The sequence below is a fragment of the Pseudomonas sp. FP2335 genome, assembly GCF_030687535.1.
Taxonomy (GTDB): Bacteria; Pseudomonadota; Gammaproteobacteria; order Pseudomonadales; family Pseudomonadaceae; genus Aquipseudomonas.
On record NZ_CP117437.1, the window covers coordinates 5251899 to 5272990 of the forward strand.

General features: G+C 61.8%; 19 protein-coding genes. 14 read left to right on the top strand and 5 right to left on the bottom strand.

Annotation, left to right across the window (positions count from 1 at the left end; translation table 11 throughout):
• Positions 1–78 precede the first annotated feature (78 nt).
• A complete protein-coding gene (locus tag PSH81_RS23590) occupies positions 79–2448 on the bottom strand; it encodes a hybrid sensor histidine kinase/response regulator (protein ID WP_305391580.1) in 2370 nt (789 codons plus the stop codon).
• A 275-nt stretch (positions 2449–2723) separates the two neighbouring features.
• Here PSH81_RS23590 and PSH81_RS23595 point away from each other — a divergent pair, with 275 nt between their 5' ends.
• The 4 genes from PSH81_RS23595 (at position 2724) to PSH81_RS23610 (ending at position 6259) form a co-directional block, all read left to right on the top strand.
• Positions 2724–3521, top strand: a complete 798-nt coding sequence (locus PSH81_RS23595) for a hydroxymethylpyrimidine/phosphomethylpyrimidine kinase (RefSeq protein ID WP_192299017.1) — start codon at positions 2724–2726, stop codon at positions 3519–3521.
• Positions 3522–3539: 18 nt separating this feature from the next.
• Entirely contained in the window at positions 3540–4166 is a 627-nt protein-coding gene (gene thiE / locus PSH81_RS23600; RefSeq protein WP_305391581.1) for a thiamine phosphate synthase, read from the top strand.
• A gap of 29 nt (positions 4167–4195) precedes the next feature.
• Entirely contained in the window at positions 4196–5479 is a 1284-nt protein-coding gene (gene hemL, locus PSH81_RS23605) for a glutamate-1-semialdehyde 2,1-aminomutase (RefSeq protein WP_192299019.1), read from the top strand.
• A gap of 225 nt (positions 5480–5704) precedes the next feature.
• Positions 5705–6259 carry a tetratricopeptide repeat protein gene (locus tag PSH81_RS23610; RefSeq protein WP_305391582.1) on the top strand — a complete coding sequence of 185 codons (555 nt, stop codon included), beginning with the start codon at positions 5705–5707 and terminating at the stop codon, positions 6257–6259.
• 128 nt (positions 6260–6387) lie between these two features.
• Here PSH81_RS23610 and PSH81_RS23615 read toward each other — a convergent pair whose 3' ends face one another.
• Entirely contained in the window at positions 6388–6714 is a 327-nt protein-coding gene (locus PSH81_RS23615) for a DUF1820 family protein (RefSeq protein WP_017735645.1), read from the bottom strand.
• A 131-nt stretch (positions 6715–6845) separates the two neighbouring features.
• Between PSH81_RS23615 and miaB the strand changes: the two genes are divergently transcribed.
• From miaB to lnt, 5 genes are all read left to right on the top strand, one after another.
• Positions 6846–8174 (top strand): tRNA (N6-isopentenyl adenosine(37)-C2)-methylthiotransferase MiaB, encoded by a 1329-nt coding sequence (gene miaB, locus PSH81_RS23620; protein ID WP_192299021.1) that lies wholly within the window; start codon positions 6846–6848, stop codon positions 8172–8174.
• Between the two features lie 237 nt (positions 8175–8411).
• Positions 8412–9416 (top strand): PhoH family protein, encoded by a 1005-nt coding sequence (locus PSH81_RS23625; RefSeq protein WP_305391583.1) that lies wholly within the window; start codon positions 8412–8414, stop codon positions 9414–9416.
• Positions 9409–9867: an rRNA maturation RNase YbeY gene (ybeY, locus tag PSH81_RS23630; RefSeq protein WP_305391584.1), complete on the top strand. Its 459-nt coding sequence runs from the start codon at positions 9409–9411 to the stop codon at positions 9865–9867. Before PSH81_RS23625 ends, ybeY begins: the two co-directional genes overlap by 8 nt.
• A 42-nt stretch (positions 9868–9909) precedes the next feature.
• Entirely contained in the window at positions 9910–10749 is an 840-nt protein-coding gene (locus tag PSH81_RS23635) for an HlyC/CorC family transporter (RefSeq protein WP_017528925.1), read from the top strand.
• Between the two features lie 8 nt (positions 10750–10757).
• A complete protein-coding gene (gene lnt / locus PSH81_RS23640) occupies positions 10758–12281 on the top strand; it encodes an apolipoprotein N-acyltransferase (protein ID WP_305391585.1) in 1524 nt (507 codons plus the stop codon).
• Positions 12282–12433: 152 nt separating this feature from the next.
• On the opposite strand, the gene PSH81_RS23645 is transcribed toward lnt, so the two are convergent.
• Together PSH81_RS23645 and PSH81_RS23650 are read right to left on the bottom strand one after the other, a co-directional pair.
• Positions 12434–13195, bottom strand: a complete 762-nt coding sequence (locus PSH81_RS23645) for a YdcF family protein (protein ID WP_192299024.1) — start codon at positions 13193–13195, stop codon at positions 12434–12436.
• A gap of 97 nt (positions 13196–13292) precedes the next feature.
• Positions 13293–13610, bottom strand: a complete 318-nt coding sequence (locus PSH81_RS23650) for a hypothetical protein (RefSeq protein WP_305391586.1) — start codon at positions 13608–13610, stop codon at positions 13293–13295.
• A 262-nt stretch (positions 13611–13872) separates the two neighbouring features.
• Here PSH81_RS23650 and leuS point away from each other — a divergent pair, with 262 nt between their 5' ends.
• From leuS to PSH81_RS23675, 5 genes are all read left to right on the top strand, one after another.
• Positions 13873–16479 (top strand): leucine--tRNA ligase, encoded by a 2607-nt coding sequence (gene leuS, locus PSH81_RS23655; protein ID WP_305391587.1) that lies wholly within the window; start codon positions 13873–13875, stop codon positions 16477–16479.
• An 88-nt stretch (positions 16480–16567) separates the two neighbouring features.
• Entirely contained in the window at positions 16568–17173 is a 606-nt protein-coding gene (lptE, locus tag PSH81_RS23660; RefSeq protein WP_192299027.1) for an LPS assembly lipoprotein LptE, read from the top strand.
• A gap of 39 nt (positions 17174–17212) precedes the next feature.
• Positions 17213–18250 (top strand): DNA polymerase III subunit delta, encoded by a 1038-nt coding sequence (gene holA / locus PSH81_RS23665; protein ID WP_305391588.1) that lies wholly within the window; start codon positions 17213–17215, stop codon positions 18248–18250.
• Positions 18251–18470: 220 nt separating this feature from the next.
• Positions 18471–18635, top strand: coding sequence for an alternative ribosome rescue factor ArfA (gene arfA / locus PSH81_RS23670; protein WP_003176285.1), 165 nt, complete (start codon positions 18471–18473; stop codon positions 18633–18635).
• A 61-nt stretch (positions 18636–18696) separates the two neighbouring features.
• On the top strand, positions 18697–20022 hold the full coding sequence (locus tag PSH81_RS23675) for a lytic murein transglycosylase (RefSeq protein WP_305391589.1): 1326 nt from the start codon (positions 18697–18699) through the stop codon (positions 20020–20022).
• Positions 20023–20143: 121 nt separating this feature from the next.
• On the opposite strand, the gene PSH81_RS23680 is transcribed toward PSH81_RS23675, so the two are convergent.
• Complete coding sequence (locus PSH81_RS23680; protein ID WP_305391590.1) at positions 20144–21061, bottom strand: LD-carboxypeptidase; 918 nt, start codon at positions 21059–21061, stop codon at positions 20144–20146.
• Positions 21062–21092 lie beyond the last annotated feature (31 nt).

The window sequence follows — 21092 nt, forward strand, 5'->3', positions numbered from 1 at the left end:
GGAAAAAAGGCCACGGTCATCAGCGGCCTGAATTTCAGTTAAGCACCGGCTCTGCGCTTAAAAAAGTGGCATAGGCGCCTAATGTCCGGCGCTTTCGCCCTCGACCTGGCACAGCACACGACGCTCCAGCACCGCTTGCAACGCGTCGAAACGCACCGGCTTGCCCAGCTGGTCGGTGATGCCGATGCCATGGCACCGCTCACGGTCCGACACATTCAACGACGTGCTCAGCGCAATCACCGGCAATTCACCGCAACCGGGCAGTGCACGAATCTGACAGCACAACGAGAAACCGCCTTCAGGCACATCCAACAATACCGCATCAAAGCTGTCCGCCTGCAAGGCCGCCAATGCCGCCGCGCCGGTGTCCACGGTTTTGACCCGGTAGCCGAGCTTGAGCAGCATGCCGCGCACCGCCAGTTGGCCGACACTGTTGTCGTCCACCAGCAGTACCGTGCAGTCCTGCGGGCAGCGCTGTCGGTCGGGCGCTTTTTTCGGTTCGGACGGCACCGGGCTGACCTCCACCTCCAACTGGAAGCGGCTACCCTTGCGCGGCTCGGAATGATGGGTCAGGCGCCCGCCCAGCAACTCAGTCAACTGTCGGCAGATCGCCAGGCCAATGCCCAGGCCGCCGTACTCACGGGTGGTCGAACCGTCGAGCTGGAAGAAGCGCTGGTACAGCGTGGCCTCGTCAAGAAAGGCAAAACCGATGCCGGTGTCGGTGACGATAAAGCTCAAGCGCAACGCACCGCTGCTATCCGGCACGCCGACCACGCGCAGACGCACGGCGCCCTGATGGGTGAACTTGAAGGCGTTGTCCAGCAGGCAACCCAGGCACTGGGTCAGTTTGTCGGCATCGCCGAGCACTCGGTCCGGCAGTTCATCCGCCACATCAATCGAAAACTCCAGGCCCTTGCCCTGGGCGCTGGCGTTGAATTGCTGGCGCAGGGTATCGAGTACACCGCGCAGGCTGAACACCTGCGGCTGGGCGCTCAGGCGCCCGGCTTGCAGTTCGGTGAGGGTGAGGATGCCGTTGACCATGCGCATCATGTCCCGCGCAGAACCGGCGGCGGTTTGCTGGTAATGCGCGAGGTCGGCGCCTAGGGGCACGGTCTGCATCAGTTCGAGGGAGCCGATCACGCCATTCATGGGGGTGCGCAATTCGTGGGTCAGGGTGGCGAGGAATTCGTCCTTGAGCCGGTTGCTGCGGGCCAGTTGCTGGTTGAGCACTTCGAGTTTCTGGCTGGCATCGAACAGGATCTGCGCTTGCTGCTCACGCATGCCGTTGATGCGATCCGCCAGGGCCAGGGACAGCAGCGCCACTTCGATGGCCGAGCCGATCTGGCTGGCGTACATGGTCAGGAAGATGTTGGGCAGGTAACCCAGCACCATCATCGTGTTGACCACCCCGCCGAGCAGGAACGCCGACCAGGCGATGATGAAATAGCGCGCCATGCGTTGGCCACACAGCCAGGCCTTGATCGCGGCAATAAAGATGGTCACGGTGAACACCAGCGCCAAGCCGGTGGCCAGACGCAGGGCCACGGCGTAGCTGGTCAGCAGGGCCAGCGCCATCACCAGCGCGCCACAGGCGGCCAGCGCCAGTAAGATCCGGTCAAGCCAGCGACTGTGCTGAGCGGTATGCAGGAAGCTGCGCGCAAACAAGCTGCCGAACAGCGCGGCCGACCCGATCAGAAACGGCACCGCGGCATTCGTCCACCACGGGCTGTCCGGCCAGAAGTACTCCACGGCCACGCCATTGACCGACAACTGGTACAGGCCGAACGAGGCGATATAGAGGATGTAATAGAGGTAGCTGGTGTCGCGCACGCTCAGGTAGATGAACAGGTTGTAGATCAGCATCCCCAGCAGCACGCCGTAGATCGCGCCGAGGATATAGAGGCGCAGCGGTTGTTCTTCCAGGTAGGCGGTGCCGGCCCAGAGAGTCAGGGGGGCCTGGATCGAACCTTCACTTTGCAGGCGCAGGTAGAGGGTTTCCTGCTGGTCGGGCACGAAGTTGAGCTTGAACAGGTAGTTGCTCTGGCGCACTTCACGGCTGGAAAACGGCAGCGCGCTACCGGTGCGGGTGCTCAGGCGGTAGGCGCCGGTGCTGTCGCGCTGGTACAGGTCCAGGTGGTTGAGCGGCGGGTAGGCCAACTCCAGAAACCACGTACGCGGCGCGCGCGGGTCCTTGGCTTGATAATGCAGGTCGACCTTGAGCCAGAACACCGAGCGCGAGTAACCGGCATTCAGGGTGGCTTTGTCATGGGGCTTGAACTGTGCGGCGTAGGCGGGGGAGCTGACCTCGGCGATAGTGAGGGCATCGGTGGGGTCTTCAAGGACTTGCATCACTCGGCCCAGGGGCAGGCTTCGCGTGTCCTGGTTGAACCCGATGGCGTTGGCGAACAGCGGCAGCCCGCACAACAGTAGAATGAAAAAATAGCGCATAGAGCCCCAGCGTGGCCTGTCCGGTTAGTCAAAAGCCCCCCATTCCTTTTGAGAAGACGTATACCGGCGATACTGTTAGTAATTTGGATCCACTCTAGCATAGCCGCTAAAGGCCATTGGACACCATGTAATTAATTTTTACGGAGGCTCTAGCACGGGCCTTTCGGCACGTTTTATCCGGCAAGGCCAGCGCCAGAAAAGCGTCATTAGCGCAGCAAAATTCAGCCATCGCCAGACAGCCACGCAAAAAGCGTTTGGTGGTAAGCTCGCGCACCATGAATATCTACAGCTCTCGCCCCGTTGTCCTCTGTCTCTCCGGCCATGACCCCAGTGGTGGCGCCGGCCTGCAGGCAGATATCGAAGCCCTGCTCGCCCAGGGTTGCCATGCGGCTCCGGCCGTCACCGCCCTGACCGTGCAGAACACGGTCAATGTCAGCGACTTCCGCGTACTCGACCGCGAGTGGGTGTTGGCCCAGGCCAATGCCGTGCTTGGCGATTCCGAAGTCGCGGCGGTCAAGCTGGGCATGCTCGGCTCCACCGCGATGGTCGACACCGTGGTCGAGCTGCTCCAGGCGCACCCGCACCTGCCAGTGGTGTGCGACCCGGTGCTGCGCGCCGGTGGCGGCGGCAGCCTGGGCAAGGACGAGGTCGGTTATGCGATGCGCGAGCGTTTGTTCCCGCTGTCGCTGATCGCCACGCCGAACCTGCCTGAAGCCCGCATCCTCGCCGAGTTGCCCGAAGGTACGGCGGATGAATGCGCCGCGAAGCTATTGCCGTTTATCAAGCACCTGCTGATCACCGGCGGCCATGGCGATGAGCATGAAGTACACAACCGCCTATATAGCCGTGATGGCACGCAGCAGACCTTTACCTGCCAGCGTCTGCCGGGCAGTTATCACGGTTCGGGCTGTACGCTTGCGAGTGCACTGAGTGGGCGGATTGCCCAGGGCGAAGGTTTGGTCAGTGCCGTGCAATCGGCCCTCAACTACACTTGGCGCACCCTGCGTGACGCCGAACAACTCGGCCAGGGCCAGTTCGTACCGCGCCGATTGCCGCTGGATTTCTGCTCGTAAGCCCAAGGAACCTGCCCGATGAAACTACGTGGCCTTTATGCCATTACCGACAGCCAACTGTTGGCCGGCAAATTCCTCGCCTACGTCGAAGCGGCGTTGGACGGTGGCGTGACCCTGCTGCAGTACCGCGACAAAAGCAGCGACGAAGCCCGCCGCCTGCGTGAAGCGGAAAAGCTGCGCGAACTGTGCTCGCGCTACAAGACCCAGTTGATCATCAACGACGACGCCGAACTGGCCGCGCGCCTGGGCGTCGGCGTGCACCTGGGCCAGACCGACGGCCCGCTGACTCCGGCCCGTGCGCTGCTCGGTTCCAAGGCGATCATCGGCGCCACCTGCCACGGCCAGATCGAACTGGCCGAGCAGGCCGCCAAAGAAGGCGCGAGTTATGTCGCCTTCGGCCGCTTCTTCAATTCCAACACCAAGCCCGGCGCCCCGGCGGCCACCGTTGAAATGCTGGCCCAGGCCCGCGCGCGGTTGCAGGTGCCGATCTGCGTGATCGGCGGCATTACCCTGGAGAACGCCGAACCGCTGGTGGCCCACGGTGCCGACCTGCTGGCGGTGGTCCACGGCCTGTTCGGTGCCGACAGCACCCAGGAAGTGACACGCCGCGCCCGCGCCTTCAACGCCCTTCTGCGCCTTAAATAGAAAGCAAGTCTGACTTCAGAGAGCCCATCATGTCCCGTTCCGAAACGCTGTTTGCCAATGCCCAGAAGCACATCCCCGGCGGTGTGAACTCCCCCGTGCGTGCGTTCAAGAGCGTGGGCGGCACGCCGTTGTTCTTCAAGCATGCCGAAGGCGCCTACGTCACCGACGAAGATGACAAGCGCTATGTGGACTACGTCGGTTCCTGGGGGCCGATGATCCTCGGCCACAGCCACCCGGACGTGCTCGACGCAGTGCGCCAGCAACTGCAACACGGCCTGTCCTACGGCGCGCCGACGGCGATGGAAACCGAGATGGCCGACCTGGTCTGCTCGATCGTGCCGTCGATGGAAATGGTGCGTATGGTCAGCTCCGGCACCGAAGCGACCATGAGCGCAATCCGCCTGGCCCGTGGTTTCACCGGCCGCGACAGCATCATCAAGTTCGAAGGCTGCTACCACGGCCACTCCGACAGCCTGCTGGTCAAGGCCGGTTCCGGCCTGTTGACCCAAGGCGTGCCAAGCTCGGCCGGCGTGCCGGCGGCGTTCGCCAAACACACCCTGACCTTGCCGTTCAACGACATCGCTGCGGTCGAGCAGATGCTCAGTGAAGTGGGCCAGGACGTGGCGTGCATCATCGTTGAGCCGGTCGCCGGCAACATGAACTGCGTACCGCCGGCGCCGGGCTTCCTCGAAGGCCTGCGCGAGCAGTGCGACAAGCACGGCGTCGTGCTGATCTTCGACGAAGTGATGACTGGTTTCCGCGTGGCCCTCGGCGGCGCACAGGCGTACTACGGCGTCACACCAGACCTGAGCACCTTCGGCAAGATCATTGGCGGCGGCATGCCTGTCGGCTGCTTCGGTGGCAAGCGCGAAATCATGCAGCACATCGCACCGCTGGGCCCGGTGTACCAGGCGGGCACATTGTCCGGTAACCCCCTGGCGATGGCCGCCGGCCTGACCACCTTGCGCCTGATCAGCCGCCCGGGCTTCCACGCCGAGCTGACCGACTACACCACCCGCCTGCTCGACGGCCTGCAACAACGCGCCGACGCTGCCGGTATCCCGTTCGTTACCACACAGGCAGGCGGCATGTTCGGCCTGTACTTCAGCGGTGCCGACGACATCGTCACCTTTGACGATGTGATGGGCAGCGACGCCGGCCTGTTCAAGCGCTTCTTCCACCTGATGCTGGAAGGCGGCGTATACCTGGCGCCGAGTGCCTTCGAAGCCGGCTTCACTTCGATCGCCCATGGCGAAGCCGAGCTGAAACTGACCCTGGATGCCGCCGAGCGCGCCTTCGCTGCCTTGAAATAAGCCGATGCATCGCCTGACGCCGCCCCCGGTGGCGTCAGATTTGCTACTTTGCTTACAGACATTTCCTTGTTTTTTCGAGAAATCACCTGCAATCCGGCAGATAACTTGCCCAACCAGCAGAAAAACGAGTAAAGACTTTGTAAGCAGAGGCCTGCTTATTTCATAATGCGCGCTTATTGGATCCCGCGAGGGTCCGCGTGCCCCGTCAGAGGTAAGTCGATTCCCATGAAACGCACCGGCCGCACCCTGGTTCTGGGCTGCCTGTTGCTCCTTCAGCCGCTGCTGGCATATGCACAAGCAGGCGGCAACTCGTTGTTAATCCCAGCGATGGGTCGTTGCACCCTCAATACCCAGCCAGACAGCCAGGCCGAAGCCCTGAGCGCGTGCCAGAAACAGGCCGACGGCGGGGATGCGCAGGCGCAATACGAGTTGGGCGAGTATTACCATGACAGCAAGAACCCCGCCCGCGACCTCAACAAAGCCTTGAGCTACTTCGAGAAAGCCTCGTTGCAGGGCCATGCCGAAGCCCAATTCAAGCTGGGCACCATGTTCTTCCACGGCGAAGGCGTACCGGCCAACAACGTCCAGGCGTATATCGTGCTGAAGATGGCCGCGGTCAACGGTGCCGAGGATGCGCTGGACACGGCCGACGAAGTGGCCGAGCACATGCAGCGTGATGAATTGGAAGTAGCGACCCAGGTGCTGGGGCAGATCTTCCGCAATTATCTGCAGGAATTGCAGAGTGCGGATGGGCGTTCGCCTTTCTCACCCCTCCCCTGAATCTTCAGTGCTTTTGAAGGCCTCTTCGCGAGCAAGCCCGCTCCCACATTTAATTGCATTCCAAATTTGGAACTCGGTCGAATGTGGGAGCGGGCTTGCTCGCGAAGGGAGCGACGCGGTCTAACGCCCTACTTCTCAGGCATCGGCATCGGAAACGGCATCACATTGCCCATCCCCCGCGCCTCACTGATCTTCGGCGTACCCAAACGCTCGACTTCATCGATGCGCACAATCGAATGCATCGGCACAAAGCTGCGCACCACGCCTTCGAATTGCGCCTTGAGCTTCTCTTCGCCCGGATCGACGACCAACTGGGTGCGCTCGCCAAAGACGAACTCTTCCACCTCCAGGAACCCCCACAGATCGCTCTGATAGATCTGCTTGGCGTACATTTCGAACACCTGGCCCTGATTGAGGAAAATCACCTTATAGATTGGAGCTTCACGTTTGGTCATGGTGGGCGAACAACACATCGGGGATATAAAAGAGGGCGCGAACTATAGCATGGCACCCGATGCACAACGCTAGGAACCAATGGGCATGCCCCCTATAATGCGCGGTTCTTTACCACCAGTTGACGATTCCCATGGCCAAGAAGCTTTACATCGAAACCCACGGTTGCCAGATGAACGAGTACGACAGCTCGCGCATGGTCGATCTGCTGGGCGAACACCAGGCCCTGGAAGTCACCGCCCGCGCCGAAGATGCCGACGTGATCCTGCTCAATACCTGCTCGATCCGAGAGCGGGCCCAGGACCGTGTGTACTCCCAGCTGGGCCGCTGGCGCGAATTGAAACTGGCCAACCCGGACATGGTGATCGCCGTCGGCGGTTGCGTGGCCAGCCAGGAAGGCGCGGCGATTCGCGATCGCGCGCCCTATGTCGATGTGGTCTTCGGCCCGCAAACCCTGCACCGCCTGCCGGAAATGATCGACGCCGCGCGCTTCACCAAGCTGCCGCAGGTGGACGTGTCGTTCCCTGAAATCGAAAAATTCGACCACTTGCCCGAGCCGCGTATCGACGGGCCGAGCGCCTATGTGTCGGTGATGGAAGGTTGCAGCAAGTACTGCACCTTCTGCGTGGTGCCTTACACCCGAGGTGAAGAAGTCAGCCGGCCGTTTGACGATGTGCTGTCGGAAATCATCCACCTCGCCGAAAACGGCGTGCGTGAAGTGACCCTGCTCGGCCAGAACGTCAACGGCTATCGCGGCCTGACCGACGACGGCCGCCTGGCGGACCTGGCGGAGTTGATCCGCGTGGTCGCCGCCGTGGACGGTATCGAGCGCATTCGCTACACCACCTCGCACCCGCTGGAGTTTTCCGACAGCCTGATCCAGGCCCACGCCGAAGTGCCGGAGCTGGTCAAACACCTGCATTTGCCGGTGCAATCGGGCTCGGACCGCATTCTCGCGGCGATGAAACGCAACCACACCGCGCTGGAGTACAAATCCAAACTGCGCAAATTGCGTGCGGCGGTACCGGGTATCTGCATCAGTTCGGACTTTATCGTCGGCTTCCCCGGCGAGACCGAGAAAGACTTCCAGCAGACCATGAAGCTGATCGAAGACGTCGGTTTCGACTTTTCCTACTCCTTCGTCTACAGCCAGCGCCCCGGCACACCGGCGGCCGACTTGCTGGACGAGACCCCGGAAGCGCTGAAAAAAGAACGCTTGAATGCATTGCAGCACCGTTTGAACCAGCAAGGGTTCGAGATCAGCCGACAAATGGTCGGGTCGGTCCAGCGCATCCTGGTTACCGACTATTCGAAGAAAGATCCGGGCGAGCTGCAAGGCCGCACCGAGAACAACCGGATCGTCAACTTCCGCTGCGACAACCCGACCTTGATCGGCCAGTTCGCCGATGTGCATATCGACGCGGCGCAACCGCACTCGCTGCGGGGCTCGTTGATCAACTGATCGCAAAAACCTGAAAACAAATGAAGCTCAAATGTGGGAGCTGGCTTGCCTGCGATAGCGATGCAACAGCCAGCCTCTATTTTGGATGTGCCGGCCTCATCGCAGGCAAGCCAGCTCCCACAAAGGTTCTTCATTGTTCTGGAGAGTGAGGTCAGTCCATTTAAGTGCTTTCGCACACAGGCAGCTGGCGTTATTCTCTCTTTCAACTCAACAGCCAAAGGGCGGCTAAAAGCGACCTTGAACGCACCCATAGTAGAACCCCATCGTTTTATCCTCGAGCCGTTTGAGGCTCGTCGTTTCGCCAATCTGTGCGGACAGTTCGACGAGCACCTGCGCCTGATCGAACAACGCCTGAGCATCGAGATCCGCAACCGCGGCAATCAATTCGAACTCATTGGTGAAACCCAGCACACCACGTCTGCGGAAAACCTGCTGCGCCGCCTCTACCGCGAAACCAAGGGTAGCGAGCTGTCGCCGGAAACCGTGCACCTGTACCTGCAGGAATCGGCCGTGCAAGACCTGGCCAACAACCCTGTGGCCGAAGCCAGCGTGGCCCTGCGTACCAAAAAAGGCATGATTCGCCCGCGCGGCTTGAATCAGCAGAAGTACGTCAAGGAAATCCTCGGCAACGACATCAACTTCGGCATCGGACCCGCCGGTACGGGCAAGACCTACCTCGCCGTGGCGTGTGCGGTCGACGCCCTGGAGCGCGAGCAAGTGCGCCGCATCCTGCTGGTACGCCCGGCGGTCGAAGCCGGCGAGAAGCTCGGTTTCCTGCCTGGCGACCTCGCACAAAAGATCGACCCGTACCTGCGCCCGCTCTACGACGCGCTGTACGAGATGCTTGGCTTTGAATACGTGGCCAAGCTGATCGAACGCCAAGTCATCGAGATCGCTCCGCTCGCGTACATGCGCGGTCGCACCCTGAACAACAGCTTCATCATCCTCGACGAAAGCCAGAACACCACCGTCGAGCAGATGAAGATGTTCCTGACCCGGATCGGTTTCGGCTCCACCGCCGTGATCACTGGCGACATCACCCAGGTCGACCTGCCGAAAGGCACCAAGTCGGGCCTGAGCCAGGTGATCGAGGTGCTCAAGGACGTGCCGGGCATCAGTTTCACCCACTTCATGCCCAAGGACGTGGTCCGCCACCCGTTGGTACAGCGCATTGTCGAAGCCTACGAGCGTTTCGAACACCGTGACGATGGCTTGTCCAGGGACGTTCGCCGCGATGCTTGAGCTAGACCTGCAGCTGGCCACCGAAGCGCCCGCCCCCAGCGAAGAGCAGTTCCGTCAATGGTGTGCCCTGGCCCTGCGCCAGCGCACCGCTGACTCGGAACTGACCATCCGCCTGGTGGACGAGCCCGAAGGCCGCGAACTGAACCACACCTGGCGCCAGAAGGACTACGCGACCAACGTGCTGTCCTTCCCCGCCGACGTACCCGACGAGTTGCTGGACATCCCCCTGCTGGGCGACCTGGTGATCTGCGTCGAAGTCGTCGAGCGCGAGGCCAAGGAACAAGGCAAGGCCCTTGAAGCCCACTGGGCTCATCTGGTCATCCACGGCTGCTTGCATCTCTTGGGTTACGACCATATAGACGATGACGAAGCCGAGGAAATGGAAACACTGGAAAAAACGTTGCTTGCTGAATTGGGTCACCCTGACCCCTACGCAGACGACGAAAACTGATCGACACCTAACTGAAACAACAAAGGATTTAGAGTAATCGCTATGAGCGAAGACCGATCGAGCAACGGGCAGAAGTCATGGCTGGGTAAACTGACCCAGGCTTTTGCCCACGAGCCGAAAAACCGCCAGGAGCTGCTGGAGCTGCTGCGCGAGGCCCACCAGAACAAGTTGCTGGACAGCGAAGCGCTGGCCATCGTCGAAGGCGCCATCCAGGTGGCTGACCTGCAAGTACGCGACATCATGGTGCCGCGCTCGCAGATGATCAGCATCAAGGCGACCCAGACCCCACGGGAATTCCTCCCGGCCGTGATCGACTCGGCGCACTCGCGCTACCCGGTGATCGGTGAAAGCCATGACGACGTCATGGGCGTCCTGCTGGCCAAGGACCTGCTGCCGCTGATCCTCAAGGAGAACGGCGACAGCTTCAACATCAAGGACCTGCTGCGCCCGGCCACCTTCGTGCCGGAATCCAAGCGCCTGAACGTGTTGCTGCGTGAGTTCCGCGCCAACCATAACCACATGGCCATCGTGATCGACGAATACGGTGGCGTGGCGGGCCTGGTGACCATCGAAGACGTGCTGGAACAGATCGTCGGCGACATCGAAGACGAACACGACGTCGAAGAAGACAGCTACATCAAGCCGCTGCCCAGCGGTGATTTCCTGATCAAGGCGCTGACACCGATCGAAAACTTCAACGAGTTCTTCGACAGCGAATTCTCCGACGATGAGTTCGACACCGTTGGCGGCCTGGTGATGAATGCGTTTGGCCACCTGCCAAAACGCAACGAGACCACCGAGATCGGCGCGTACCGCTTCCGCATCCTTAATGCGGACAGTCGTCGTATCCACTTGATCCGCTTGACCCCTATTGCCCGCTAAGGACTGACATGCGCCGTCTCACCGCACCCGGCTGGCCCGGTAACCTGCTGGCCGTGGTGGCCGGCGCCACCACTACCCTGGCGTTGGCGCCGTTCGATCTGTGGCCGTTTGCGCTGATCGCCGTCGGATTGTTCTATATCGGCCTGCGGGAACTGAGCCCACGCCAGGCCTTGGGCCGTGGCTGGTGTTTCGGTTTCGGCCTGTTTGGTGCCGGCACCAGCTGGATCTACTACAGCATCCACCATTTCGGCGGCGCCTCGGTGCTGCTGGCTGGCTTCCTGATGCTGCTGTTCACCGCCGCCATCGCCCTGTTCTTCGCCCTGCCCGCCTGGCTGTGGGCCCGCTGGCTGCGCCGCAATGAAGCACCGCTGGCCGATGCCCTGACCTTTGCTGCATTGTGGGTCGGCCAGGAAGCGTTTCGTGGCTGGTTCCTCACCGGTTTCCCGTGGTTGTACTCCGGCTACAGTCAACTCGACGGCCCGCTGACCGGCCTCGCGCCGTTGGGCGGGATGTGGCTGATCTCCTTCGCCCTGGCGCTGACTGCCGCCGTGCTGTGCAACTTGCCGCGCCTGTTGGCGAGCAAGCGCAACGCCTTTATCGGCGCGGGCCTGGTCTTGCTGGTTGCGCCGTGGGCCATCGGCCTGGCCCTCAAGCATCACGCCTGGACCTCGCCGTCCGGCGCACCGTTGAGCGTCGCCGCGATCCAGGGCAACGTCGCACAGAGCATGAAATGGGACCCGGAACAGCTCAACGCACAGCTGGCGCTGTACCGCGACATGAGCTTCGCCTCCAAGCGCGTCGACTTGCTGATCTGGCCGGAAACCGCAGTGCCAGTGCTCAAGGAGTCGGTTGAAGGCTATCTGGGGATGATGGGCAAGTTTGCCGCCGACCGGCATACCGCGCTGATCACCGGCGTGCCGATCCGCCAGGAAGTGCATCACCAGAAGCGCTACTTCAACGGCATCACTGTGGTGGGCGAAGGTGATGGCACCTACCTGAAACAAAAACTCGTGCCGTTCGGCGAATACGTGCCGCTGCAAGACATGCTGCGCGGGCTGATCGCTTTCTTCGACTTGCCGATGTCGGACTTCGCCCGTGGCCCGGCCGATCAGGCAATGTTGCAGGCCAAGGGTTATCAGATCGCACCGTTCATTTGCTACGAAGTGGTGTACCCGGAGTTTGCCGCCGGCCTCTCGGCACAGAGCGATTTGCTCCTGACAATCAGCAATGACACGTGGTTCGGCACGTCCATCGGCCCCTTGCAACACCTGCAAATGGCGCAGATGCGTGCCCTGGAAGCCGGCCGCTGGATGATCCGCGCCACCAACAACGGCGTGACCGGCCTGATCAACCCCTACGGGCAGATCACCGAGCAGATCCCACAGTTCGAGCGCGGCATTCTTTATGGTGAAGTGGTGCCGATGCACAACCTCACGCCGTACCTGCAATGGCGGTCGTGGCCGTTGATCATTGTGTGTGTACTGCTGTTTGGCTGGGCACTGCTGGCCGCAAGAATGGCCAAGACGGTCTAAAGGACAACACAAAACCCATGTGGGAACGGGCTTGTGTAGGAGCGGCGGTGCGACGATTCGACTTGCTCGCGAAGGCGGCGTGTCAGTGAACACATCTGATACTGATGCACCGCATTCGCGAGCAAGCCCGCTCCCGCATTTGTCCTGCGGTGCTACTTATAAAACAATCGATAACCTACCTGCCCCACCGCCTCGTTGATCAACTGCCCGCTGCGCCATACCGACACGAACTCCGGCATCCAGCCACCGAGCGGCCGGGAGTTGTCCACCCCCAGAAAGCCGACCGGCCCGGGCACCACGGTGAAACCGGCCTTCTCAAAGCTCCACACCGAACGCGGCATGTGCCACGCCTGAGTCACCACCACCACGCGCTTGATGCCTTGGGGCAATAGAATCTCGGCACTCATCTGCGCATTCTCCCAGGTGGTGCGGCTGCGCTCTTCCTTCCAACGCACCGTCACACCGAAGTCGTCACGCATCGACACCGCCATCAACTCGGCCTCACTGGGCGGCGTGCCGTAGTGCAGCCCGCCGCTGGTCAGCACCGGCAACCCTGACGCCTTGGCCAGGCGCGCCGCATAGCGCTGGCGCTCAAGCCCGACGCCGGTCGGCTGGTCGGTGCCCCACGCCGGATCGCCGCGCTCACGCCCCGAACCCAGCACCACAATGGCATCCGCACGCTGGGCCAGGGTCGACCAGTCTTCCTGCGCCAAAGGCGGCTCCGTCTCCAGGGCCCGGGCGCCCCACTCCACCATCACCGGCAGGCTGATCAGCCACATCCCGCCAAACCCAAGGGCAAAGCACACGCCAGCCAGGCGCGGGCGGCTGCGGCGAAACCACCAGGCAAGTGCGAGCAGCAGCAAGAAAATGCCGGGCGGCAACAACAATTGTTTAATGAAATAACGAAAAGGCATCGGGCATCTCCAAAGATGCCCGAAGCCTAGATGCAACGGGATTTAGCGACAATCTTTACCAGCACATTTTGAGAAGGTTAACGGATAACGCTGTGCTTCACTTGCACCGTACGGCCCGGCGCTTTTCCGGGCCGCGGGCGGTGGGCAAGTCTTTCAGCCAAATCACCTTAGCCGAGCTCGAGGGCTCCTGGGCTGGCGGGGAGGCCTGCCCAAGTGCTGCGCGGTGGTGATTGGACTCCAGGTAAACCTTGATCAATTCAAGCTCTGCCTGGCTCAAGCCACGCAACTCCAGCTCCTGAGGCCGCTCATCACACAAACGGCCTGCGGTATCTGCTGCATCCAATGCACGACCCAAACGGTCGATCAGTCCTTCGTACAACTGCGGTTTCGTTAAAGTTCGCTGCGATTCAGCCATCCCCTCACCTCATTGAAGAAAGTTCTTGCTCCCCAATAAACAGCGTAGCCCCCGTGGCTGCGCCTGCCTGGTGCCGCGACAGACGGCCAGGCCTGCGCAATCAGGGTTTCCCTCGATAGAGTGGGGTCATGTATGCTACGGCGCTTCCTGTAACTCCACTTCCCGCAGGGTTTGGGCACGGACGCGCCGCTTTTTGGTGTCGATCAACCCCGGCCATGCACCGAAGAGGATTAGGCCACCCCTATTCAGTTCAAAAGTAGCCATGCACGAACAATATCAGCCCCGTGAAATCGAAAATGCCGCCCAAACCTTCTGGGACGAGCAAAAGTCCTTTGAAGTCAGTGAACAGCCAGGCAAGGAGACTTACTACTGCCTATCGATGTTCCCTTACCCCAGCGGCAAGCTACACATGGGGCACGTGCGCAACTACACCATCGGTGACGTGATTTCCCGCTACCAGCGCATGCTCGGTAAAAACGTTCTGCAACCCATGGGTTGGGACGCTTTCGGCATGCCGGCGGAAAATGCCGCGATGAAAAACAACGTGGCCCCCGCCAAGTGGACCTACGAAAACATCGCCTACATGAAGACCCAGCTGCGCAGCCTGGGCCTGGCGGTGGACTGGTCCCGCGAAGTGACCACCTGCAAGCCGGACTACTACCGCTGGGAACAATGGCTGTTCACTCGCCTGTTCGAAAAAGGGGTGATCTACAAAAAGAGCGGTACCGTGAACTGGGACCCGATCGACCAGACCGTACTCGCCAACGAACAGGTGATCGATGGTCGCGGCTGGCGTTCCGGCGCGCTGATCGAAAAGCGCGAAATCCCGATGTACTACTTCAAGATCACCGCCTACGCGGATGAACTGTTGTCGAGCCTCGACGATCTGCCGGGCTGGCCTGAACAGGTCAAGACCATGCAGCGCAACTGGATCGGCAAGTCCAAGGGCATGGAAGTGCAGTTCCCGTACAACGTTGATTCGATCGGCGTTGCTGGCGCACTGAAAGTATTCACCACCCGCCCGGACACCCTGATGGGCGCGACCTACGTCGCCGTGGCCGCCGAGCACCCGCTGGCCACCCAGGCGGCACAGAACAACCCTGAGCTGCAGGCGTTCATCGCCGAATGCAAAGGCGGCAGCGTGGCGGAAGCCGACGTCGCTACCCAGGAGAAAAAAGGCCTGCCGACCGGCCTGTTCGTCGAGCACCCGCTGACTGGCGAAAAGCTGCCGGTATGGGTCGCCAACTACGTGCTGATGCACTACGGCGATGGCGCCGTAATGGCAGTGCCGGCTCACGACGAACGCGACTTCGAATTCGCCACCAAGTACGACCTGCCGATCAAATCCGTGGTGCGCACCAGCTCCGGTGACACCAACCCGGCCCCGTGGCAAGACGCCTACGGCGAACACGGCACCCTGATCAATTCCGGCGAGTTCGACGGCCTGGACTTCCAGGGCGCGTTCGACGCCATCGAAGTTGCGCTGATCAAAAAGAACCTGGGCGCCTCGCGCACCCAGTTCCGCCTGCGCGACTGGGGCATCAGCCGTCAGCGCTACTGGGGCTGCCCGATCCCGATCATCCACTGCCAAACCTGCGGTGACGTGCCGGTGCCGGAAGACCAACTGCCGGTCGTCCTGCCCGAAGACGTGGTGCCGGACGGCGCCGGTTCGCCGTTGGCGCGCATGCCTGAGTTCTACGAGTGCAACTGCCCGAAATGCGGCCAGCCTGCCAAGCGTGAAACCGACACCATGGACACTTTCGTAGAGTCCTCGTGGTACTACGCCCGCTACGCCTCGCCGCACTACGAGGGTGGCCTGGTGGAAAAATCCGCAGCCGACCATTGGTTGCCAGTGGACCAGTACATCGGCGGTATCGAACACGCCATCCTCCACCTGCTCTACGCGCGCTTCTTCCACAAGCTGATGCGTGACGAAGGCCTGGTGAGCTCCGACGAGCCATTCAAGAACCTGCTGACCCAAGGCATGGTGATCGCCGAGACCTACTACCGTCGCGAAGCCAATGGTGCCTACACCTGGTTCAACCCGGCGGACGTCGAGCTGGAGCGTGACAGCAAAGCCAAGGTCATCAGCGCCAAGCTGATCTCGGACGGCCTGCCGGTAGAAATCGGCGGCACCGAGAAGATGGCCAAGTCGAAGAACAACGGCGTCGACCCACAGTCGATGATCGACCAGTTCGGCGCCGACACCTGCCGCCTGTTCATGATGTTCGCGTCGCCGCCTGACATGAGCGCCGAATGGTCCGACTCCGGCGTCGAAGGTTCGCATCGTTTCCTCAAGCGCGTCTGGCGCCTGGCACACGCCCATGTGAGCCAGGGTCTGCCGGGCAAACTGGACGTGGCGAGCCTGAGCGAAGAGCAGAAAGCCGTTCGCCGCAGCACTCACCTGGCCATCCGCCAAGCGAGCCAGGACGTGGGCCAGAACCACAAGTTCAACACCGCCATCGCCCAGGTGATGACGCTGATGAACGTGCTGGAAAAAGCACCACAGGCAACCGAACAGGACCGCGCGCTGGTTCAGGAAGGCCTGGAAACGGTCACCCTACTGCTGGCGCCGATCACACCGCACATCAGCCATGAGCTGTGGAGCCGTCTGGGCCACAGCGGTGCAGTCATCGATGCCGGCTGGCCAAAGCAGGATGACAGCGCCCTGGTACAGGACACGCTGCAACTGGTGATCCAGGTCAACGGCAAACTGCGTGGCCAGATCGACATGCCGGCCAGCGCCAGCCGCGAAGACGTCGAAGCCGCCGCACGGGTCAACGAAAACGTGCTGCGCTTCACCGAAGGCCTGACGATCCGCAAAGTGATCGTGGTGCCCGGCAAACTGGTCAACATCGTCGCCAGCTAAATCGGATCAGGCGCGGAGCTCGAGCCCGCGCCGAACTAAACCTTCAGGGCCTCGATAAGGCCCATCTGGTTTCAAGGGGAGCAACACAATGATCAAACGCAATCTGCTGGTGATGGGCCTGGCCGTACTGCTGAGCGCTTGCGGCTTCCAGCTGCGCGGCACCGGCACCAACGAGCTGGCAATCAAGGAACTGGACGTCAGCGCACGCGATGCCTACGGCGATACCGTCACCCAGCTGCGCCAGGTACTGGAAAACAGCGGCGTGCACGTCTACACCGGCGCGACGTACAAGCTGGTCCTGGTCAACGAGAAAGAAACCCAGCGTAACCTGAGCTACGCCAGCGCTGGCCGCGCGTCGGACATCGAACTGGCCACCGAGCTGAACATCGAAGTCCAGGGCCGCGATCACTTGCCATTGATGGGCGACAAGATCGTGGTACAGAAAATCGTCAGCCACGACGGCAACAACCTGGTCGGTTCGGACTCCGAGACCATCCAGGTACGCAAGGAAATCCGTCGCGAGCTGGTACAGCGTGTCGTCCTGCGTCTGCAGATGCTGACCCCGGAAAAACTCGAAACCTTGCAGCAAGCCGCTGACAACAAGGCCAAGGCTGAAGCCGACGCCCTGAAAGCGGCGCAGGAATACGAAGACAACACGCCGAAACAATCGCCTGTTGAAGTCCCTGTCGAGTAAGCCAGACGGGGCGCCCCAAGCGCCCCGTTCGCCCCGCCTATGAAACTCGCCCCCGCCCAACTCGCCAAACACCTGCAAGGTGGCCTTGCGCCTGTCTACATCGTCAGCGGTGATGACCCGTTGCTGTGCCAGGAAGCCGCCGACGCCATCCGCACCGCTGCGCGCCAGCAAGGTTTCGACGAACGCCAGGTGTTTGCCGCCGACGCCAGTTTCGACTGGGGCACGTTGCTGCAGGCCGGTGCGAGCATGTCGCTGTTTGCCGAAAAGCGCCTGCTGGAACTGCGCCTGCCTTCGGGCAAGCCGGGTGACAAAGGCGCGGCAGCCTTGATGGAATACTGCTCACGCCCCGCCGAAGACACGGTGCTGCTGATCAGCCTGCCCAAGCTCGACGGCAGTGCGCAGAAAACCAAGTGGGGCAAGGCGCTGGTGGAGGGTCCGCAGACCCAGTTCATCCAGATCTGGCCGGTGGACAGCAATCAATTGCCGCAGTGGATTCGTCAGCGCCTGACCCAGTCGGGGCTATCGGCGACGCAAGACGCCGTGGAGCTGATTGCCGCACGGGTCGAGGGCAACTTGCTGGCCGCCGCCCAGGAGATCGAAAAGCTCAAGCTGATGGCCGAAGACGGGCAGATCACCGTCGAAACCGTACAGGGTGCGGTGGCTGACAGTGCCCGGTTTGACGTATTCGGGCTGGTGGATGCGATCCTCAATGGCGAACCCGCCCACGCCTTGCGCATGCTCGAAGGCCTGCGCGGCGAAGGCGTGGAGCCGCCGGTGATTCTCTGGGCCCTGGCCCGGGAGCTGCGGGTATTGGCCAATATTGCCCTGCAATACAGCCAGGGCACGCCGCTGGACAAGTGCTTCAGCCAGGCCCGACCGCCCGTGTGGGACAAGCGCAAGCCCCTGATGAGCAAAGCCCTGCAACGGCACTCGGCGCAACGCTGGGCACAACTGTTGCTGGAGGCCCAGCGCATCGATGCACAGATCAAGGGCCAGGCGGCGGGTTCGCCGTGGATGAGCTTGAGCCGGTTGTCGCTGCTGATGGCCGGACAGCGCCTGACATTGCCTGCCGAATAATCCCTCCCTCAAAAACACCACAGTCCAATGTGGGAGCGGGCTTGCTCGCGAATGCGTTGGGTCAGTCACTTGGTCTATAAACTGACACTCCGCATTCGCGAGCAAGCCCGCTCCCACAGTTTTGACCGTGTCTACCTTTCCTACATTTCGCCGGGCTTTACAGTAGCGTAACTTCGGCAGATGATTTGCACCGCTCCAACCCACCCAGAGAGTATCAAGCATGAGCAAAAAGCCATCCAAGCATGGCCCCAACAAGGCCAAATCCATCATCGCCCAGCCACTGTTCCGCAGCCGTCAGGAACGCGCCGGCAAGGGCAAAGGCAGCTACCGCCGCGAAGCCTTCCAGTCTAATAGCTGGGAGGCTTCTTACTTTCTGGCTGCCTGAAGGCAAGCGCCCCTTCGGCATGATAAGGTCTGCACCTGATTTGTAATCCCTGGACCTGTGCATGCCCTCTTGTCTTTCCCGTCGTTGGCACCTTCGCCAGCTGATCGCTGCCTCCAGCCTCATTCTGCTCGTCGCCTGCGCGGAGAAACCCACCGCCGCGGACGCTCAACCCCTGCCCAAACTCCAGGCCGCACCGGTCGCGGCACCTGCCGTCGTGGCGCCCCTGGCCGTCGACAACCTCGACATCCAGCCGACCCAGACCTTTGCCGAATGGCAGGCCGCTTTCCGCGAGCAAGCGTTGAAAGCCGGGATCACCCCCGCCGTCTTTGATAACGCCTTCGCCAATGTCACGCCGGACATGTCGGTGATCCGTGCCGACCGCAGCCAGCCGGAGTTTTCCCGTCCGGTGTGGGAATACCTCGACGGCGCCCTGTCAGCTCTGCGCGTGCGCAACGGCCAGGCGCTGCTGATCAAGCACGCCGACATCCTGCAGCGCATCGAAGAACGCTACGGCGTCGACCGCCAGGCACTGGTCTCGGTGTGGGGCATGGAGAGCAACTTCGGCCAGTTCCAGGGCAACAACTCGGTGATCCGCTCGCTGGCAACCCTGGCCTACGAAGGTCGTCGCCCGGCGTTTGCCCAGGCGCAATTGCTGGCCGCATTGCAGATCATCCAGCACGGCGACATCCAGGCCGACCAGATGAAAGGCTCCTGGGCCGGCGCGATGGGCCAGACCCAGTTTATTCCTACCACCTACAACACCCACGCCGTCGACTTCGATGGCGACGGCCGCCGCGACATCTGGAACAGCCCGGCCGACGCCCTCGCCTCCACCGCCCACTACCTGCAAAGCTCCGGCTGGCAGAAAGGCCAGCCGTGGGGCTTCGAGGTCAAGCAACTGCCGACGAATTTCGATTACGCCCTGGCCGACGGCGGTGTGCGTAAGACCGTGGCCGAATGGATGAAACTCGGCGTGCAGCTGCCGTTTGGCGCAAGCATGCCGCCGAACGTCGACCAACTGTCTGCCGCCCTGCTATTGCCGGCGGGTTACCGTGGCCCGGCGTTCCTGGTGCTGGATAACTTCCGCGCGATCCTCAAGTACAACAACTCGTCGTCCTACGCGTTGGCAGTAGGCCTGTTGTCGGAACGCTTTGGCGGCGGCGGCGTGATTCGGGGCGATTGGCCAAAGGATGAGCTGCCACTGAGCCGCTCCCAGCGCATCGACCTGCAGACGGCGCTGAGCGCCAAGGGGTATGACGCAGGCAACCCGGATGGGATTATCGGTGCCAATACACGCAAGGCGATCCGTGCGGCGCAGCAGGCGCTGGGATGGCCGGCGGATGGGTATCCGACGGTGAAACTGCTGGAGTCTTTGCAGAACCGCTAGATCTGCTTATGGCTACTGCCGCTATCGCAGGCAAGCCAGCTCCCACATTCAACCGTGTACATCCTTTGGAATGCGGTCGGATGTGGTGGCTTGCCAGCGATGACGGCACCACAGGCAACAACTATTTAAAGACTACATCCTGCTCCAACACCACCCGCTGCTCCCCCGCATCCAACCGCACCAACGCGCCCATCGGCAGCGTCAGGTTCGGATCACAATGCCCACTGCGCCAACCGGCCAACACTGGAATGCACAGCGGTTCAAAGGTCTGTTTGAGCAACCGCTCCAGCGCCATGCCGTCCACACCCGCCACATCGCCCACCAGCACCCCCGCCACCTGGGCCAGCTTGCCTGCCAGGCGCAGGTGTGTGAGCAGGCGGTCGATGCGGTAAATCGGCTCGTTGACGTCCTCGATCAGCAGGATGATGCCCTCGGCATCGATTTCGTATGGCGTCCCCATCACCGCTGCGATCATCGACAAGTTCCCCCCCAGCAAGCGCCCACAAGCGATGCCAGGTGCAATCGTGGTCAACGGGTAGGCCACCGGGTGCGCCAGCACGCTACCGGCACCGAGATCGCCGCGCAGCAGGCCCAGTAGCGAAGACTCGGTGGGCGGTTGCTTGCCGCCCAGCAGGTCGGCATTGAGCATCGGCCCGTGGAAGGTCACAAAGCCGGCGTGGCGGTTGATCGCCAGGTGCAGGGCGGTGATGTCGCTGTAGCCCACGAACGGTTTGGGATTGGCGCGCAGCAGGTTGAAATCCAAGCCATCGAGCAGACGTGGCGTACCGTAGCCGCCGCGCAGGCAGAAGATGGCGTCGATCTCGGGGCTGGCGAAGGCGGCGTGGAGGTCGCGCAGGCGCACTTCATCGCTGCCGGCGAGGTAGCCGTCGCGCTCGTAGACGCCAGGGAAGATGTGCAGCTCGTAGCCTCGGGCGCGCATCCATTGGCCGGCTTTTTCGACGTCCAGTGCGGCAGGGCCGGCGGGGGCGATCAGGGCGATGGTGCCTTCTGGTCGCAACGCAGGTACGGCAATGCTCATCCACAATTCTCCCTAAATAACGCAGAACGAA

Excerpts from the sequence above, each read along its gene's own strand:
- PSH81_RS23590 (WP_305391580.1), bottom strand. The coding sequence starts at position 2,448 with ATGCGCTATTTTTTCATTCTACTGTTGTGCGGGCTGCCGCTGTTCGCC.
- PSH81_RS23595 (WP_192299017.1), top strand. The coding sequence starts at position 2,724 with ATGAATATCTACAGCTCTCGCCCCGTTGTCCTCTGTCTCTCCGGCCAT.
- thiE (WP_305391581.1), top strand. The coding sequence starts at position 3,540 with ATGAAACTACGTGGCCTTTATGCCATTACCGACAGCCAACTGTTGGCC.
- hemL (WP_192299019.1), top strand. The coding sequence starts at position 4,196 with ATGTCCCGTTCCGAAACGCTGTTTGCCAATGCCCAGAAGCACATCCCC.
- PSH81_RS23610 (WP_305391582.1), top strand. The coding sequence starts at position 5,705 with ATGAAACGCACCGGCCGCACCCTGGTTCTGGGCTGCCTGTTGCTCCTT.
- PSH81_RS23615 (WP_017735645.1), bottom strand. The coding sequence starts at position 6,714 with ATGACCAAACGTGAAGCTCCAATCTATAAGGTGATTTTCCTCAATCAG.
- miaB (WP_192299021.1), top strand. The coding sequence starts at position 6,846 with ATGGCCAAGAAGCTTTACATCGAAACCCACGGTTGCCAGATGAACGAG.
- ybeY (WP_305391584.1), top strand. The coding sequence starts at position 9,409 with ATGCTTGAGCTAGACCTGCAGCTGGCCACCGAAGCGCCCGCCCCCAGC.
- PSH81_RS23635 (WP_017528925.1), top strand. The coding sequence starts at position 9,910 with ATGAGCGAAGACCGATCGAGCAACGGGCAGAAGTCATGGCTGGGTAAA.
- lnt (WP_305391585.1), top strand. The coding sequence starts at position 10,758 with ATGCGCCGTCTCACCGCACCCGGCTGGCCCGGTAACCTGCTGGCCGTG.
- PSH81_RS23645 (WP_192299024.1), bottom strand. The coding sequence starts at position 13,195 with ATGCCTTTTCGTTATTTCATTAAACAATTGTTGTTGCCGCCCGGCATT.
- PSH81_RS23650 (WP_305391586.1), bottom strand. The coding sequence starts at position 13,610 with ATGGCTGAATCGCAGCGAACTTTAACGAAACCGCAGTTGTACGAAGGA.
- leuS (WP_305391587.1), top strand. The coding sequence starts at position 13,873 with ATGCACGAACAATATCAGCCCCGTGAAATCGAAAATGCCGCCCAAACC.
- lptE (WP_192299027.1), top strand. The coding sequence starts at position 16,568 with ATGATCAAACGCAATCTGCTGGTGATGGGCCTGGCCGTACTGCTGAGC.
- holA (WP_305391588.1), top strand. The coding sequence starts at position 17,213 with ATGAAACTCGCCCCCGCCCAACTCGCCAAACACCTGCAAGGTGGCCTT.
- arfA (WP_003176285.1), top strand. The coding sequence starts at position 18,471 with ATGAGCAAAAAGCCATCCAAGCATGGCCCCAACAAGGCCAAATCCATC.
- PSH81_RS23675 (WP_305391589.1), top strand. The coding sequence starts at position 18,697 with ATGCCCTCTTGTCTTTCCCGTCGTTGGCACCTTCGCCAGCTGATCGCT.
- PSH81_RS23680 (WP_305391590.1), bottom strand. The coding sequence starts at position 21,061 with ATGAGCATTGCCGTACCTGCGTTGCGACCAGAAGGCACCATCGCCCTG.